Consider the following 15469-nt stretch of genomic DNA (forward strand, 5'->3'; position numbering starts at 1 on the left):
CGCCTAATCCAGCAGTCCCCGCGTGGAGGTTTCGCCGGGCGTCAGGTTCAGGATCAGCTCAAGCCGTGCGCCCTCCGTCGGCGCGCTTGGGCGGTGCGCCGTCAGGGTCATGCCGTGGCCGCGATAACGTTGCGCCGTCATCTCCGGCAGGGAGATCGGCCCGCCCTCCTTGCGCCACCCTTCGTTCTCCAGTCGCGTCAGCGCGATTTGCGCCGCCTCGGCATAGCCATAAACCAGCACCTGACACGCCGGGTCATGGAAAGTCACGAAGGCGGCCATGCCGTGCCCGTCGCTGGGCGGATTGGCGATGACGGCGGTGAAACCCATCGTGCTGTAGGACAGCGCTTCGCGCATTTCCGGCAGCGGGATCATCTGCACAGGCGCTCCGCGACCGTAGCCGGCGTCGAAGGCCGCCTGATGCAGGCCCTCCAGCGAATAGGGCTTATCGCCCAGGAACCAGCCGCAGAACGCGTCGACGCCGTTCAGAATGGCGGCGACAGGCTCGACCGGACGCGGCGGCGCGGGCCGGGCTGCGGCTGCGGCCGCAGCGGGCGCGCTGACCGGCGTCTGCCCCGTGACGATCTGGGCGTCGGCCCGCGCGATCCGTGCCTGCAACATCGAGTCGGAGGGACAGGACGCTGGAATATTGATCACCTGGCCTGCGCCGCCCATACGCACCGGCGGTTGATAGATCGCCATGGCCGGCCGGCACCCATTGGCGTCCAGATTCGGCTCGTCCAGGGCCGCGCAGCCGGACGTGGCGCCGAGCAGCACCGGAATGGCGATGAGTGTCAGGACGCGCTTCATGATCGCCAATGCTGAAATGAAAACGACCCCGACGCGATCACGGCGGGGTCGTTTGCGTCAACTGAAATAATTAGGATCAGGCCGCGACGACCTCGGTGGCCTGTTCGGCCAGGATGGTCAGACCTTCGCCGTTGACGTCGGCGAAGCCGCCGTGGACGTCGTACTGGGTCTTTGAGCCGTTGTTATAGACGGTCACCAGACCCTCGCGCAGGGCGGTCATGAAGGGCGCATGATCCGGCAGAACGCCGAAGTCGCCCTCGACGCCCGGTGCATCGACCTGGTCCACGAGGCCCGAGAAGACCTCGCGTTCCGGCGAGACGAGGGAGAAGTTCAGCTTGCCGGCCATGATCAGGCTTCCGACGCCATCTTCTCGGCCTTGGCGACGGCCTCTTCGATGGAGCCGACCATGTAGAAGGCGGCTTCCGGCAGGTGGTCGTATTCACCGGCGACGATGCCCTTGAACGAGCGGATCGTGTCGGCCAGCTCGACGAACTTGCCGGGCGAGTTGGTGAACTGTTCGGCCACGAAGAAGGGCTGCGACAGGAAGCGCTGGATCTTGCGGGCGCGCGAGACGACCAGCTTGTCCTCTTCCGACAGCTCGTCCATGCCCAGGATGGCGATGATGTCCTTCAGGCCCTTGTACTGCTGCAGCACTTCCTGAACCGAACGGGCGACGTTGTAGTGTTCGTCGCCGATGACCAGCGGGTCCATGATCCGCGAGGTCGAGTCCAGCGGATCGACGGCCGGGAAGATGGCCTGGGCGGCGATGTCACGCGACAGAACGGTCGTGGCGTCCAAGTGGGCGAACGAGGCGGCGGGCGCCGGGTCGGTCAGGTCGTCGGCGGGCACGTAGATGGCCTGGACCGACGTGATCGAACCCTTCTTGGTCGAGGTGATGCGCTCTTGCAGGTTGCCCATCTCGGTGGCCAGCGTCGGCTGATAGCCCACGGCCGAGGGGATGCGGCCCAGCAGAGCCGACACTTCCGAACCGGCTTGCGTGAAGCGGAAGATGTTGTCGACGAACAGCAGCACGTCCTTGCCTTCTTCGTCACGGAAGTATTCCGCGATCGACAGGCCGGTTAGGGCGACGCGGGCGCGGGCGCCGGGGGGCTCGTTCATCTGGCCGTAGACCAGGGCGCACTTGGAGCCCTCGGTCGAGCCGCCGTTCTTGGACGGGTCCACGTTCACGTTGGACTCGATCATCTCGTGATACAGGTCGTTGCCTTCGCGGGTGCGCTCGCCCACGCCGGCCAGAACCGAATAACCGCCGTACGCCTTGGCGATGTTGTTGATCAGCTCCTGCATGGTCACGGTCTTGCCCACGCCGGCGCCGCCGAACAGGCCGATCTTGCCGCCCTTGGTGTAGGGGCACATCAGGTCGATGACCTTGATGCCCGTGACCAGGATTTCAGAAGAGGTCGACTGCTCTTCGAAGCTGGGCGCTTCCTTGTGGATCGGGCGGTATTCGGTGGTGGCGATCGGGCCGGCTTCGTCGATCGGCTGGCCGACGACGTTCATGATGCGGCCCAGGGTGCCCGGGCCGACCGGCGCCTGGATCGACGAGCCGGTGTCTGTCACGGGCTGGCCGCGCGTCAGGCCTTCGGTCGTGTCCATCGAGATGGCGCGGACCATGTTCTCACCCAGGTGCTGGGCGACTTCCAGAACCAGGGTGAAGGGCTCGCCCGTCTTCTGGTCGACGTTCTGGGTGTGCAGGGCGTTCAGGATCGCCGGCAGGTGGCCGTCGAACTCGACGTCCACGACGGCGCCGATGACCTGGGCGATCTTGCCGGTGCCGGCGGCGTTGACGGGAGCGGCGTCCGGAGCGGCCTTCTTGGCGGCGGGCTTGCGGGCTGCGGGTTTCTTGGCGGCGACGGTGTCGGTCATGGTCAGGGTCCGTATCGGAATGTCTGTTCGGTCGGGATCAGAGGGCTTCGGCGCCGGCGATGATCTCGATCAGCTCGGTGGTGATCTGGGCTTGGCGCTTGCGGTTGTACTGCAGCGTCAGGGCGTTGATGAGGTCGCCCGCGTTTCGCGTCGCGTTGTCCATCGCCGCCATCTGCGAACCGAAGAAGCCGGCCTGGTTCTCGTACAGCGCGGCCAGGATCTGGGTCGTCAGCGCGCGCGGCAACAGGGTTTCCAGGATTTCCTCTTCCGAGGGCTCGTACTCATAGACCGCGCCGTTCAGGTCGATCGGCGCCGCATCTCCCTCGACCACGGCCGGGATGAGCTGCTTGGCCGTCGGGACCTGTTGGATCACCGACTTGAACTGGCTGTAGAACAGGGTGACCACATCGGCCTGCCCCTCTTCGAACGCCGTGGCGATCATTTCGGCGACCGGCTGGGCCGACGGCAGGCCGATCGTCTTGTGGTCCGACAGTTCGAAAGTGTGAACCACCTTGTCGCCGTACAGACGCGCCAGCTGATCGCGCGACTTCTTGCCGACGGCGATGATCTTCACATCCTTGCCGGCGTTGATCAGGCTGTTGATCCGCTCGCGCGCGGCGCGGATGACGTTGGTCGAGAAACCGCCCGCCAGACCCTTGTCCGCTGTCGCCACGACGATCAGGTGACGCTGGTCCTGGCCCGTGCCCGACAGCATCTTGGGCGCGTCGGCGCCCGAGACGCCGGCGGCCAGATTGGCGATGACCGAGGCCATCTTCTGCGCATAGGGCCGGGCGCTCTCGGCCTGATCCTGGGCGCGCTTCAGCTTGGCCGCGGCGACCATCTGCATGGCTTTCGTGATCTTCTGCGTGGCTTTCACGCTTCCGATCCGATTGCGCATTTCCTTAAGGCTGGCCATCCGGCGCTACTCTCTCAGCTGTCCGGAGGGGCTCAGGCGAAGGTCTTGACGAAGGCGGCCAGGATGTCCTTCAGCTCGGCTTCGAGGTCCGAGGTCAGGTCCTTCTTGGTGCGGATGCCTTCCAGCAGCGACGCGTGGTTCGCATGGATGCGCGCCAGCAGCTCCTTCTCGAAACGGCCGACGTCGCCGACCGCGATACCGTCGATATAGCCGCGCGTGCCGGCGTAGACCGAGACGACCTGCTCTTCCATCGCCAGCGGCGAATACTGCGGCTGCTTCAGCAGTTCCGTCAGACGGGCGCCGCGCGCCAGCAGCTTCTGGGTCGAGGCGTCCAGGTCCGAGCCGAACTTGGCGAAGGCGGCCATTTCGCGATACTGGGCCAGCTCGCCCTTGATCGAACCGGCGACCTTCTTCATCGCCTTGGTCTGGGCCGAGGAGCCGACGCGCGAGACCGAGATGCCGACGTTCACGGCCGGACGGATGCCCTGATAGAACAGGTCCGATTCCAGGAAGATCTGGCCGTCGGTGATCGAGATCACGTTGGTCGGGATATAGGCCGAAACGTCGTTGGCTTGGGTTTCGATGATCGGCAGGGCGGTCATCGAGCCCGAACCGTAATCCTCGTTCAGCTTGGCCGAGCGCTCCAGCAGGCGGCTGTGCAGGTAGAAGACGTCGCCCGGATAGGCTTCACGGCCGGGCGGACGGCGCAGCAGCAGCGACATCTGGCGATAGGCGACGGCCTGCTTGGACAGGTCGTCATAGACGATCAGGGCGTGCATGCCGTTGTCGCGGAAGAACTCGCCCATGGCGGTGCCGGCGAACGGGGCCAGGAACTGCAGCGGGGCGGGCTCCGAGGCGGTGCAGGCCACGACGATCGTGTATTCCAGCGCGCCGGACTCTTCGAGGGTCTTCACGATCTGGGCGACCGTCGAACGCTTCTGGCCGATGGCGACGTAGATGCAGTAGAGCTTGGCGCTCTCGTCGTCGGTCTTGTTGACGCTCTTCTGGTTCAGGATGGTGTCGATGGCGACGGCGGTCTTGCCGACCTGACGGTCGCCGATGATCAGCTCGCGCTGGCCGCGGCCGACGGGGATCAGGGTGTCGATGGCCTTCAGGCCGGTCTGCATCGGCTCATGGACCGACTTGCGCGGGATGATGCCGGGCGCCTTGACGTCCACGCGGCGGCGCTCGGTGAACTCGATTGGGCCCTTGCCGTCGATCGGCTCGCCCAGCGGGTTGACGACGCGGCCCAGCAGGCCACGGCCGACCGGCACGTCCACGATCTCGCCCAGGCGGCGTACGTCGTCGCCCTCGGCGATGGCGGCGTCGGCGCCGAAGATCACGGCGCCGACGTTGTCGCGTTCCAGGTTCAGGGCCATGCCCTTCACGCCGGCCTTGGTGAACTCGACCATTTCGCCGGCCTGGACATTGTCCAGACCGTGGATGCGGGCGATGCCGTCGCCGACCGACAGCACGCTGCCGACGTCGGAGACATCGGCTTCGACGCCGAAGTTGGCGATCTGCGACTTGAGGATGGCCGAGATTTCAGCGGCGCGGATGTCCATGACGGGCTCTCTGTTCTTCAGTCTTCTGCGGGTGCGCCGTTCAGGCGCGCATTCTGGGTGGCGGGAGCGCGTTTAGGCGCGCAACATTTTTGGTGTCTGAAACGCGTCTAGGCTCGTTTCAGGGCGAACTTCATCTGGTCGAGCTTGGTCTTCAGCGAGGCGTCGCACAGTTTCGAGCCCACCTTGACCTTCAGGCCGCCCAGGATCGACGGATCGACGCGTGCGGTCAGTTCCGGCGCCTTGCCCAGGCTCTTGGACAGGGCGGAGGTGATGGCGGCGACCTGTTTGGCGTCCAGCGGCTGGGCCGAGATGACCTCGGCGGCGACGACGCCGGCGTGTTTGGCATAGCGGGCCTCGAACCCGGCGATCACGGCCGGCAGGTCCTTGGCGCGGCCGTTCTGCGCCAGCAGGCCCAGGAAGTTGGTCGTGGTCTGCTCGAACTTGGCCTTGGCGGCGATGGCGACCAGACCCTTGGCCTGATCGGGCGCGGCGATGACGGGCGATGTGGCCAGGCGACGCAGGTCGGCGCTTTCGGTCCAGGCCGCCTTCAGCGACTTCAGGTCGGCGCGGACGGCGTCCAGGCGGCCGGTTTCCAGCGCCAGGTCGAACAGCGCCTGTGCGTAGCGATCGCCGACTTCCGTCGTTCTGAAATCATCAGCCACTGATTAGGGTCCGAGGTCGTTGTGTCAGGGTCGCAACCGACTGCGAGGCTCGCAACGGTCAAAAGCTTGAAATGCTTACGGAAAGCACGACGGAGGCCGTATCCGTGAATACGCCCCCTTCAAGCCGGGCGCCTGATAGCACGGGGTTTCGCCGCTCGCAACATTGCGTGAAGGCGCGCCGATGCCGCAGGGCGAGAGCGCGCCGCTGTTTCCTTCCACACAGCGTGGGAAGGGCGACTGCGCCAAAGGGGGGTGCGACCATGACGCCGCACCCCCATCGCTTGATCGGAACCCGCGTCGGCCCTAGCGATTTCCGCTCAAGCTTTATCCACCATCTGGAACCCCGATGCTCGACAGCATAACCCCCCTGCTCTCCGATCCGGCCGCCTGGGCCGCATTGGTGACCCTCGTCGTGATGGAAGTCGTGCTCGGCATCGACAACCTGATCTTCATCTCGATCCTGTCGAACAAACTGCCCGAGCATCAGCGCCAGAAGGTGCGGCGCATCGGTATCGGCCTGGCGCTGGTCATGCGTCTGGCCCTGCTGTCGATCATCGCCTGGCTAGTCGGCCTGGTGCAGCCGGTCTTCACCGTCATGGGCAATGAGTTCTCCTGGAAGGACCTGATCCTGATCGCGGGTGGTCTGTTCCTGGTCTGGAAGGCGACCAAGGAGATCCACCACACGGTCGATCCCACGCCTAGCCACGATGTCATGGACAAAAAGGACGTGGTCATCGCCAACGCCGGCGCGGCCATCGTCCAGATCATCCTGTTGGACATCGTCTTCTCGATCGACTCGATCCTGACCGCCGTCGGCATGACCGAGCATCTGCCGATCATGGTCGTCGCCGTTCTGGTCGCCGTGACCGTCATGCTGCTGGCCGCCGACCCCTTGGCCAACTTCATCAACAAGAACCCCAGCGTCGTCATGCTGGCGCTCGGCTTCCTGCTGATGATCGGCATGGTGTTGATCGCCGACGGCTTCGGCTATCATGTGCCCAAGGGCTACATCTATGCGGCCATGGCCTTCTCGGCCGGTGTTGAGGCGTTGAACATGCTGGGTCGCAAATCCGCATCCAAGAAGGAAAAGGCCGAACTCGCCCGCAGCGAGGCGAACGCCGCCGAGGCCCGCGCCCAAAAGGCAGAGGCCGAAGCCGCCGCAGAGCGGGGCTGAGCCTCATGATGCGCCTGTCGTCCCGGCTCGCCGGCTTCGTCGCCGGCCTGCTGCTGACGACAGGCGTCGCCCTGCCGGTCAGGGCCGAAGTCCCGGTCCAGTCCTACGAGGTCGTGCGGGCCTATCCGCACGACACAGGGGCCTTTACCGAGGGCCTCTTCTTCCACGACGGCGGCCTTTACGAGAGCACGGGCCTTTATCCGTCCTTCATCCGCAAGGTCGATCTGGAGACCGGACGCGTGGAGCGTCAGCGCGACCTGCCGACCATCTATTTCGGCGAGGGCATGACCACGCTGAACGGCAAACTCTACAGCCTGACCTGGCGGAACCACATCGGCTTCATCTGGAAGCTCGACGACTTCTCGCCCTTGGGCGGCTTCTCCTATCCGGGCGAGGGCTGGGCCCTGACCACCGACGGCCGCCGCCTGATCATGAGCGACGGCACCGATCAGCTGCGCTTTCTGGACCCCGAAACCCTGGCCGAGACCGGCCGCGTCTCCGTCACCGCCGACGGCCGGCCGCTGGATCGGCTCAACGAGCTGGAATGGATCGACGGCGAGGTCTTCGCCAATATCTGGCAGGACAACCGCATCGCGCGCATCGATCCCGAGACCGGCGTGGTCAAGGCCTTCATCGATCTGACCGCCGTGGTCCCCAAGGGCGCGAACCTCGACCCCAACGACGACGTCCTGAACGGCATCGCCTGGGACGCGGCGGGCAAACGCCTGTTCGTCACCGGCAAACGCTGGCCGCAGCTGTTCGAGATCAGGCTGCGTTGATCCGAACGAAGAAAAGGCCGGACGCTGCGACAGCGCCCGGCCCTCTTCCTTTTCCGCCTCTGCCGCTGCTCAGCCGTGCAGGTCGAACCGGTCCAGCTCCATCACCTTGGTCCAGGCCGCCACGAAGTCCGAGACGAACTTCCCTTCGGCGTCGGCCCCGGCATAGACCTCGGCCAGCGCGCGCAGCACGGCGTTGGAGCCGAACACCAGATCGACGCGCGTGCCGGTCCACTTGGCTTCGCCCGTCTTGCGGTCGCGGCCTTCGAACACGTCCTTGGCGTCCGAGGTCGCCGCCCACTTCACGTCCATGTCCAGCAGATTGACGAAGACATCGTTGGACAGCGCGCCCGGCCGCTCGGTCAGCACGCCGTGCGTCGCGCCGCCCGTATTGATGTTGATCGCCCGCAGGCCGCCGATCAGCACCGTCATCTCCGGCGCCGTCAGCGTCAGCCGCTGCGCCTGATCGATCAGCAGCGACTCGGCCGGCACCGCATAGCGGGCCTTCTGGAAGTTGCGGAAGCCGTCGGCGACCGGTTCCAGATAGCCGAAGGACTCGACATCCGTGTCCGCCTGGCTGGCGTCCGTCCGGCCGGGCGTGAACGGCACGCTGGCGTCGTGGCCCGCCGCCTTGGCCGCCTGCTCGACGCCCGCATTGCCGGCCAGCACGATCAGGTCGGCCAGGGAGACCTTCTTGCCGCCCGTCTGCGCCTGATTAAACTCGGTCTGGATGCGCTCCAGCGTCTTCAACACCCGGTCCAGCTGTTCGGGCTGATTGACGGCCCAATCCTTCTGCGGCGCCAAACGGATGCGGGCGCCGTTGGCCCCGCCCCGCTTGTCCCCGCCGCGGAAGGTCGAGGCCGAGGCCCAGGCCGTGCCGACCAGTTCGGCGGTGCTCAGCCCCGAGTCCAGCACCTTGGCCTTCAGAGCCGCCGCGTCCGTCGCGTCGATCAGCGGGTGATCGACCTCCGGCACCGGATCCTGCCACAACAGAACTTCGCTCGGGACTTCCGGCCCGATGTAGCGCGAACGCGGCCCCAGATCGCGGTGCGTCAGCTTGAACCAGGCCCGCGCAAAGGCGTCGGCGAACGCTTCCGGATCATTCAGGAACCGGCGCGAGATCTTCTCATATTCCGGGTCGAACCGCATCGACAGGTCGGTCGTCAGCATCGTCGGCCGCTTCTTCTTGGCCGGATCGTGGGCGTCGGGGATGATCTCACCCGCATCCTTGGCCACCCACTGATGCGCGCCCGCCGGGGACTTCTCCAGCTCCCATTCGAAGCCGAACAGGTTTTCGAAATAGAAGTTGCTCCACTGGGCCGGCGTCTGGGTCCAGGTGACTTCCAGGCCGCTGGTGATGGCGTCGGCGCCGTGCCCCGTGCCGAAGCTGGAGGTCCAGCCCAAGCCCTGCGCCTCCAGGCCGTCGCCTTCCGGCTCTGCGCCGACGTGGTCGGCCGGGCCCGCGCCGTGCGTCTTGCCGAAGGTGTGGCCGCCCGCGATCAGGGCGACCGTCTCCTCGTCGTTCATCGCCATCCGGGCGAAGGTGTCGCGAATGTCGCGCGCCGCCGCGATCGGATCGGGATTGCCGTCCGGGCCCTCGGGGTTGACGTAGATCAGGCCCATCTGCACGGCCGCCAGCGGGTTCTCCAGATCGCGCGTATGCTCGTCGCCGTCGGCGTCATCGTCCGAAACCAGCACAGCCTCGTCGCCCGGCTTCACCACCCCGTCCGAGCCGTGGGCATAGCGTTCGTCGCCGCCCAGCCAGGTCGTCTCGCGACCCCAGTAGACGTCCTGATCCGGCTCCCAAGTGTCGGCGCGGCCGCCGGAGAAGCCGAAGGTGCGGAAACCCATCGTCTCCAGCGCGACGTTCCCGGTCAGGATCATCAGGTCGGCCCATGAGATGGCCTGGCCGTATTTCTGCTTGATCGGCCAAAGCAGGCGGCGCGACTTGTCGATATTGACGTTGTCGGGCCAGGAGTTCAGCGGCGCGAACCGCTGCTGGCCCCGCCCGCCGCCGCCCCGACCGTCGCCGACGCGATAGGTGCCGGCGCTGTGCCAGGCCATGCGGATGAACTGCGGGCCGTAATGGCCGAAGTCCGCCGGCCACCAATCCTTGGAGTCTGTCATCAGCGCGCGCAGATCCGCCTTCAGCGCCTCATAGTCCAGCTTGGAGAAGGCCTCGCGGTAGTCGAACGACTCGCCGAGCGGATCGGACTTGGCCGAATGCTGGTTCAGCAGATCGACCCGCAGCTGGTTGGCCCACCAATCACGGTTCTGAACGCCGCCGCCTGCGACCGATCGGGGCGTCCGGCCGGAAAAGGGGCATTTGGCTTCGTCGGTCATAGTGTTTTCTCCCTGCTGCTCTGGCGCACGACGGCGAGCGATTTTTCATCGCCCTGTAGATGATGGGGTCATACGACACGGGTCAAACGGATAAAGCCAATCGATTATCCTTGGCGTCAGCATAGGACAGGCCTATTTCTCTCCCATGCTCCCCACCCTGCGTCAGCTCCAGTATCTCAAGCTCCTGGCCGAACACGGCAGCTTCTCGCGCGCCGCCGAGGCCGCCCACGTCAGCCAGCCCGCCCTCAGCGCCGGGGTGCAGGAGCTTGAGCGCATCCTGGGCGCGCCGGTGGTCGAACGCGCGCGCGGCGCCGTGATCATGACCGCCGTCGGAGCGGAGGCCGTTCGCCGCGCCGAGGACGTCCTGGCCCGCACCGAGGATCTGGTCGAGGCGGCCAAGAACGCCGGGCGCCTGCTGTCCGGCCGATTTCGCCTGGGCGTCATCCCCACTGTCGCCCCCTTCCTGCTGCCCGCCAAGCTACCGTCGGTGAAGGCCGCCTACCCCAGCCTGAAGCTGTTTATCCGCGAGGATCTGACGCCCCGGCTGATCGCGGCGCTGAAGGCGGGTCAGATCGACGCGGCCGTCATCGCCCTGCCCTATGATGCGCCGGGCATCGCCCACGCTCGCATCGGCGATGACGAGATCATGGCCGCCGCCCCCGCCGACCATGCCCTGGCCGCGCCCGGCCCCATCCGTCCCGGCTCGCTGCGGGCCGAGGATCTGATCCTGCTGGAGGACGGCCATTGCCTGCGCGACCACGCTCTGGCGGCGCTGGACATCGAGGCCCCGCGCGGCGACGACGTCTTTGCGGCCACCAGCCTGCATACCCTGGTTCAGATGGTCGGCTCGGGCCTCGGCGTCTCCTTCCTGCCGAAGATGGCGGTGCAGGCCGGTCTGGCCGACACCCCCTCCGTCGCCATTCGCGCCTTCGAGAACCAGGCCGACGGCGCCCCGCCCCACCGCGAGATCGTCGTCGCCTGGCGCGCCGGCTCCAGCCGCGCCGCCGAGGCCCGGCTGCTGGCTGAGGCCCTGAAGCTGGATTGAACTGGACTGAACCGCGCCGCCCAGCAGGCGTTTGCATTCCTGACAACGGATCAGCGCCGCCCCGGGCGTTCGACCGAAGCTTCAGGACGCCCCATGGCCTATCGCACCCTCAATCCCTTCACCGAAAAACTGGTCGAGGACTATCCGGAACACACCGACGACGCCGTCGAGGCCGCCTTGGCCAAGGCTGACAGCCTGTTCCACTCCGATTGGTCCAAGGGCGACATTCAGCCGCGCCTCGCCGTGCTGAAATCCCTGTCGGGCCTTCTGACCGAAAACCGCGACGACCTGGCCCGCACAATGGCCGAGGAGATGGGCAAGCCCCTGGCTCAGGGGCAGGGCGAGATCGATCTGTGCGCCGGCATCGCCGCCTACTATGCCGAGAAGGCCGCCGATTTCCTCAAGCCCGAAAAGATCGACAGCGAACTGGGCGAGGCCTGGGTCGAGTTTCATCCGATCGGGGTGCTGCTGGCGGTCGAGCCGTGGAACTTCCCGATCTACCAGCTGATCCGCGTCGTCGCCCCCGCCATCGCGGTCGGTAATCCCGTGCTCTACAAGCACGCGGGCATCGTGCCCCGCTGCGCCGCCCGGTTCGCCGAACTGGTGCGCGAGGCCGGCGCCCCTGAAGGCTTTGTCGCCAACCTCTACATTTCCTCGGACAAGGTCGCGGAACTGATCGGCGACGACCGCATCCAGGGCGTGGCCCTGACGGGTTCCGAGGGCGCCGGCGCCAAGGTCTCGGCCCGCGCCTCGGAAATGCTGAAGAAGTCCACGCTGGAACTGGGCGGCAGCGATGTCTTCGTGGTGCTGGACGACGCCGACATCGAAAAGGCGGTCGCGGCGGGCGTCGAAGGCCGCCTCTCTAACGCCGGACAGGTCTGCACCGGCTCCAAACGCTTCATCGTCCAGAAGTCGGTCTCCGACGCCTTCATCACCGGCTTCGTCGAGGGCATGAAGACCGCCGTCATGGGCGACCCGCTGGACGAGGCCACCGACCTGGGTCCGCTGTCGTCCGAGGATGCGCTGAAGACCCTGACCAAACAGGTGGAGGAGGCGATCCAGCACGGCGCCAAGGCGGTGACCGGCGGCAAGCCCGCCGACCGCACCGGCTTCTTCTACGAGCCGACGGTCCTGACCGACGTCGCGCGCGACAACCCGGCCTTCTACCAGGAGTTCTTCGGCCCGGTGGCCCAGGTCTTCGTGGTCGAGGACGACGATGCGGTCGTGGCCCTGGCCAACGATTCCCACTTCGGCCTGGGCGGCTCGATCTTCTCGGGCGACACCGACCGCGCCCGCAAACTGGCCTCGCGCATCGAGACCGGCATGGTCTTCATCAACACCACCACGACCTCCATGCCCGAACTGCCCTTCGGCGGCGTCAAACGCTCGGGCTTCGGCCGCGAGCTGGGCGATGTCGGCATCAAGGAGTTCGTGAACCGCAAGCTGGTGGTCGTCAGCGCCGACTGACCACCGCCTTTCGGCAAACGGAAAAGGGCCGGCGGATCGCTCCGCCGGCCCTCTTTCTTGTCTGGGCCAACCGCGACCTATTCGGCGGCGATCGGCGCCTCGGTTTCCGGGCCGCGCGCCAGGTTGCGCAGCACATAGGGCATGACGCCGCCGGCCAGCAGATAGTCCAGCTCGGTCTGGTTATCGATGCGGCAGCGCACGGGGAAGCGGGCCATCTTCCCGTCCGACGGGCGGAACAGCTCGACCCACAGGTCCTGACGCGGCTTCAGCTTGCCGATGTTGGCGTCCGACAGGCCGCGGATCGTGACGATCTCTTCGCCCGTCAGGCCCAGCTTCAGCCAGCCGTCCTGCTTGAACTGCAGCGGCACGACGCCCATCCCGACCAGGTTCGAACGGTGGATGCGCTCGAAGCTTTCGGCGATGACGGCGCGCACGCCCAGCAGACGCGTGCCCTTCGCCGCCCAGTCGCGCGACGAGCCGGTGCCGTATTCCTTGCCGGCGAAGACGACCAGCGGACGGCCTTCCGACTGATACCGCATGGCCGCGTCATAGATCGACATGGTGTCGCCCGACGGGAAGTGCTTGGTCACGCCGCCTTCGATCTCGGGCGTGATGCGGTTCTTGATGCGGATGTTGGCGAAGGTGCCGCGCATCATGACTTCGTGGTTGCCGCGACGGGCGCCGTAGCTGTTGAACTCGGCCGCCTCGACGCCGTGGTTGGTCAGATAGACGCCGGCGGGCGAGGTCTTCTTGATCGAACCGGCCGGGCTGATGTGGTCGGTGGTGATCGAGTCGCCGAAGATGGCCAGAACGCGGGCCTCGACCACGTCCTGAACCGGGGTCAGGTCCATCGACAGGCCGTCGAAATAAGGCGGGTTGGCGACGTAGGTCGAGCTGTCGTCCCACTCATAGGTCTGGCCGCCCGTGACCTTGATGGCCTGCCAATGCTTGTCGCCCTTGAACACGTCCTTGTAGCGTTTGGCGAACATGGCGGGGGTGACGGACTTGCGCTGGATGTCGGCGATTTCCTGCGTGGTCGGCCAGACGTCCTTCAGGAAGACGTCGTTGCCCTTCTTGTCCTGACCGATCGGATCCTTGGTGATGTCGATCCGCATCGAGCCGGCGATGGCGTAGGCCACGACCAGCGGCGGCGAGGCCAGATAGTTGGCCTGGACGTCGGGGTTCACGCGACCTTCGAAGTTGCGGTTGCCCGACAGGACCGAGGTCGCGACCAAGGCGTTGTCGTTGATCGCCTTGGAGATGGCCGGATCCAGCGGACCCGAGTTGCCGATGCAGGTGGTGCAGCCATAGCCGACCAGGTTGAAGCCCAGGGCGTCCAGGTCCTTTTGCAGGCCGGCGTCGGTCAGATAGTCGGTCACGACCTGCGATCCGGGGGCCAGCGAGGTCTTGACCCAGGGCTTGGCCTTCAGACCCAGCGCATTGGCCTTGCGCGCCACCAGGCCGGCGGCGATCAGCACCGACGGGTTGGAGGTGTTGGTGCAGGAGGTGATGGCCGCGATGACCACGTCGCCGTCGCCGACGGTGAACTTCTCACCCTCGACCTCGGCGCGCGGGGCGTCGGCCGGGCGCGCGAAGACGTCGGTCAGGGCGGTTTCAAAGGCCGGGGCGGCGGTGGTCAGTTCGACGCGGTCCTGCGGACGCTTCGGACCCGCCAGCGACGGCACGACGGTCGAGATGTCCAGTTCCAGCACGTCGGTGAAGACCGGGTCTTCCGAATTCTCGTCGATCCACAGGCCTTGCGCCTTGGCGTAGGCTTCGACCAGGGCGACGCGCGCCTTGTCGCGGCCCGTGGCGGTCAGATAGCCGATGGTGGCGGCCGAGACGGGGAAGAAGCCGCAGGTCGCGCCGTATTCCGGGGCCATGTTGGCGATGGTCGCCTGGTCCTCGATGGTCATGTTCGGCAGGGCGTCGCCGAAGAATTCGACGAACTTGCCGACCACGCCCTTCTTGCGCAGCATCTGGGTGACGGTCAGCACCAGGTCGGTCGCCGTCGTGCCTTCGGGCATCGAACCCGTCAGCTTGAAGCCGATGACCTCGGGGATCAGCATCGGGATCGGCTGGCCCAGCATGGCGGCCTCGGCCTCGATGCCGCCGACGCCCCAGCCCAGGACGGCCAGGCCGTTGATCATGGTGGTGTGGCTGTCGGTGCCGACGACGGTGTCGGGATAGGCGACGGTCTTCTTGCCTTCGTCCAGGGTCCAGACGGTCTGGGCCAGGTTCTCCAGGTTCACCTGATGGCAGATGCCCGTGCCGGGCGGCACGACGCGGAAGTTGTTGAAGGCCGACGAACCCCAGCGCAGGAAGTTGTAGCGTTCGATGTTGCGCTCGTATTCACGCTCGACGTTCTGGCCGAAGGCTTTGGACGTGCCGAAGTTGTCGACCATGACCGAGTGGTCGATGACCAGATCGACCGGCACCAGCGGGTTGATCTTGGCGGCGTCGGCGCCCAGGGCGCTCATGGCGTCGCGCATGGCGGCCAGATCGACCACGGCGGGAACGCCGGTGAAGTCCTGCATCAGCACCCGGGCCGGACGGAAGGCGATCTCGTGCTCGACCGAGCCCTTGTTCTCGACCCAGGCGGCGACGGCCTTCAGGTCGTCTTCGGTGACGGAAACGCCGTCCTCGTTGCGCAGCAGGTTCTCCAGCAGCACCTTCATCGAGCGCGGCAGGCGGGAAATCCCGGTCAGACCGGCTTCCTCGGCGGCGGGAAGGCTGTAATAGGCGTATTTCTTACGCCCGACGGAAAGGTCCTGGCGGGTTTTGAAGCTGTCGATCGACGGCATGGAGAGTTCCTCTGGTCAGCGCCGCC

The 15469-nt window shown here is 66.3% G+C and carries 12 protein-coding genes; 4 read left to right on the forward strand and 8 right to left on the reverse strand.

What is annotated here, in order from left to right:
* Nucleotides 1-3: 3 nt before the first annotated feature.
* The 6 genes from VH88_RS03255 to VH88_RS03280 form a co-directional block, all read right to left on the reverse strand.
* A complete protein-coding gene (locus tag VH88_RS03255; protein ID WP_156146734.1) occupies nucleotides 4-807 on the reverse strand; it encodes a hypothetical protein in 804 nt (267 codons plus the stop codon).
* Between the two features lie 76 nt (nucleotides 808-883).
* Complete coding sequence (locus VH88_RS03260; protein ID WP_039243854.1) at nucleotides 884-1153, reverse strand: ATP synthase F1 subunit epsilon; 270 nt, start codon at nucleotides 1151-1153, stop codon at nucleotides 884-886.
* Nucleotides 1154-1155: 2 nt separating this feature from the next.
* The gene (atpD, locus tag VH88_RS03265) at nucleotides 1156-2691 is read right to left on the reverse strand and encodes a F0F1 ATP synthase subunit beta (protein WP_045809979.1); all 1536 of its coding nucleotides are present in this window, start codon (nucleotides 2689-2691) and stop codon (nucleotides 1156-1158) included.
* Between the two features lie 37 nt (nucleotides 2692-2728).
* The gene (locus tag VH88_RS03270; RefSeq protein WP_045809980.1) at nucleotides 2729-3607 is read right to left on the reverse strand and encodes a F0F1 ATP synthase subunit gamma; all 879 of its coding nucleotides are present in this window, start codon (nucleotides 3605-3607) and stop codon (nucleotides 2729-2731) included.
* Between the two features lie 32 nt (nucleotides 3608-3639).
* Nucleotides 3640-5172 carry a F0F1 ATP synthase subunit alpha gene (gene atpA / locus VH88_RS03275; RefSeq protein WP_017506807.1) on the reverse strand — a complete coding sequence of 511 codons (1533 nt, stop codon included), beginning with the start codon at nucleotides 5170-5172 and terminating at the stop codon, nucleotides 3640-3642.
* Between the two features lie 107 nt (nucleotides 5173-5279).
* Complete coding sequence (locus tag VH88_RS03280) at nucleotides 5280-5834, reverse strand: F0F1 ATP synthase subunit delta (protein ID WP_045809981.1); 555 nt, start codon at nucleotides 5832-5834, stop codon at nucleotides 5280-5282.
* 346 nt (nucleotides 5835-6180) lie between these two features.
* On the opposite strand from VH88_RS03280, the gene VH88_RS03285 reads away from it, so the two are divergent.
* On the forward strand, nucleotides 6181-7008 hold the full coding sequence (locus VH88_RS03285; protein WP_045809982.1) for a TerC family protein: 828 nt from the start codon (nucleotides 6181-6183) through the stop codon (nucleotides 7006-7008).
* A gap of 5 nt (nucleotides 7009-7013) precedes the next feature.
* Nucleotides 7014-7787, forward strand: coding sequence for a glutaminyl-peptide cyclotransferase (locus VH88_RS03290; RefSeq protein ID WP_045809983.1), 774 nt, complete (start codon nucleotides 7014-7016; stop codon nucleotides 7785-7787).
* A gap of 69 nt (nucleotides 7788-7856) precedes the next feature.
* On the opposite strand, the gene katG is transcribed toward VH88_RS03290, so the two are convergent.
* A complete protein-coding gene (katG, locus tag VH88_RS03295; protein ID WP_045809984.1) occupies nucleotides 7857-10127 on the reverse strand; it encodes a catalase/peroxidase HPI in 2271 nt (756 codons plus the stop codon).
* A gap of 145 nt (nucleotides 10128-10272) precedes the next feature.
* On the opposite strand from katG, the gene VH88_RS03300 reads away from it, so the two are divergent.
* Both VH88_RS03300 and VH88_RS03305 read left to right on the forward strand, forming a co-directional pair.
* Nucleotides 10273-11172 carry a hydrogen peroxide-inducible genes activator gene (locus VH88_RS03300; RefSeq protein WP_039243847.1) on the forward strand — a complete coding sequence of 300 codons (900 nt, stop codon included), beginning with the start codon at nucleotides 10273-10275 and terminating at the stop codon, nucleotides 11170-11172.
* Nucleotides 11173-11265: 93 nt separating this feature from the next.
* A complete protein-coding gene (locus VH88_RS03305; RefSeq protein ID WP_045809985.1) occupies nucleotides 11266-12639 on the forward strand; it encodes an NAD-dependent succinate-semialdehyde dehydrogenase in 1374 nt (457 codons plus the stop codon).
* A 77-nt stretch (nucleotides 12640-12716) separates the two neighbouring features.
* On the opposite strand, the gene acnA is transcribed toward VH88_RS03305, so the two are convergent.
* Entirely contained in the window at nucleotides 12717-15443 is a 2727-nt protein-coding gene (acnA, locus tag VH88_RS03310) for an aconitate hydratase AcnA (RefSeq protein ID WP_045809986.1), read from the reverse strand.
* Nucleotides 15444-15469: the final 26 nt, after the last annotated feature.

The organism is Brevundimonas sp. KM4 (assembly GCF_000964075.1).
In the GTDB taxonomy this organism is placed as follows: domain Bacteria; phylum Pseudomonadota; class Alphaproteobacteria; order Caulobacterales; family Caulobacteraceae; genus Brevundimonas; species Brevundimonas huaxiensis.

Bases quoted from the DNA above. Each gene is read 5' to 3' on its own strand.
- VH88_RS03305 (WP_045809985.1), top strand. From the start codon at position 11,266: ATGGCCTATCGCACCCTCAATCCCTTCACCGAAAAACTGGTCGAGGAC.
- VH88_RS03285 (WP_045809982.1), top strand. From the start codon at position 6,181: ATGCTCGACAGCATAACCCCCCTGCTCTCCGATCCGGCCGCCTGGGCC.
- atpA (WP_017506807.1), bottom strand. From the start codon at position 5,172: ATGGACATCCGCGCCGCTGAAATCTCGGCCATCCTCAAGTCGCAGATC.
- VH88_RS03290 (WP_045809983.1), top strand. From the start codon at position 7,014: ATGATGCGCCTGTCGTCCCGGCTCGCCGGCTTCGTCGCCGGCCTGCTG.
- VH88_RS03260 (WP_039243854.1), bottom strand. From the start codon at position 1,153: ATGGCCGGCAAGCTGAACTTCTCCCTCGTCTCGCCGGAACGCGAGGTC.
- acnA (WP_045809986.1), bottom strand. From the start codon at position 15,443: ATGCCGTCGATCGACAGCTTCAAAACCCGCCAGGACCTTTCCGTCGGG.
- VH88_RS03270 (WP_045809980.1), bottom strand. From the start codon at position 3,607: ATGGCCAGCCTTAAGGAAATGCGCAATCGGATCGGAAGCGTGAAAGCC.
- VH88_RS03300 (WP_039243847.1), top strand. From the start codon at position 10,273: ATGCTCCCCACCCTGCGTCAGCTCCAGTATCTCAAGCTCCTGGCCGAA.
- katG (WP_045809984.1), bottom strand. From the start codon at position 10,127: ATGACCGACGAAGCCAAATGCCCCTTTTCCGGCCGGACGCCCCGATCG.
- VH88_RS03255 (WP_156146734.1), bottom strand. From the start codon at position 807: ATGAAGCGCGTCCTGACACTCATCGCCATTCCGGTGCTGCTCGGCGCC.
- atpD (WP_045809979.1), bottom strand. From the start codon at position 2,691: ATGACCGACACCGTCGCCGCCAAGAAACCCGCAGCCCGCAAGCCCGCC.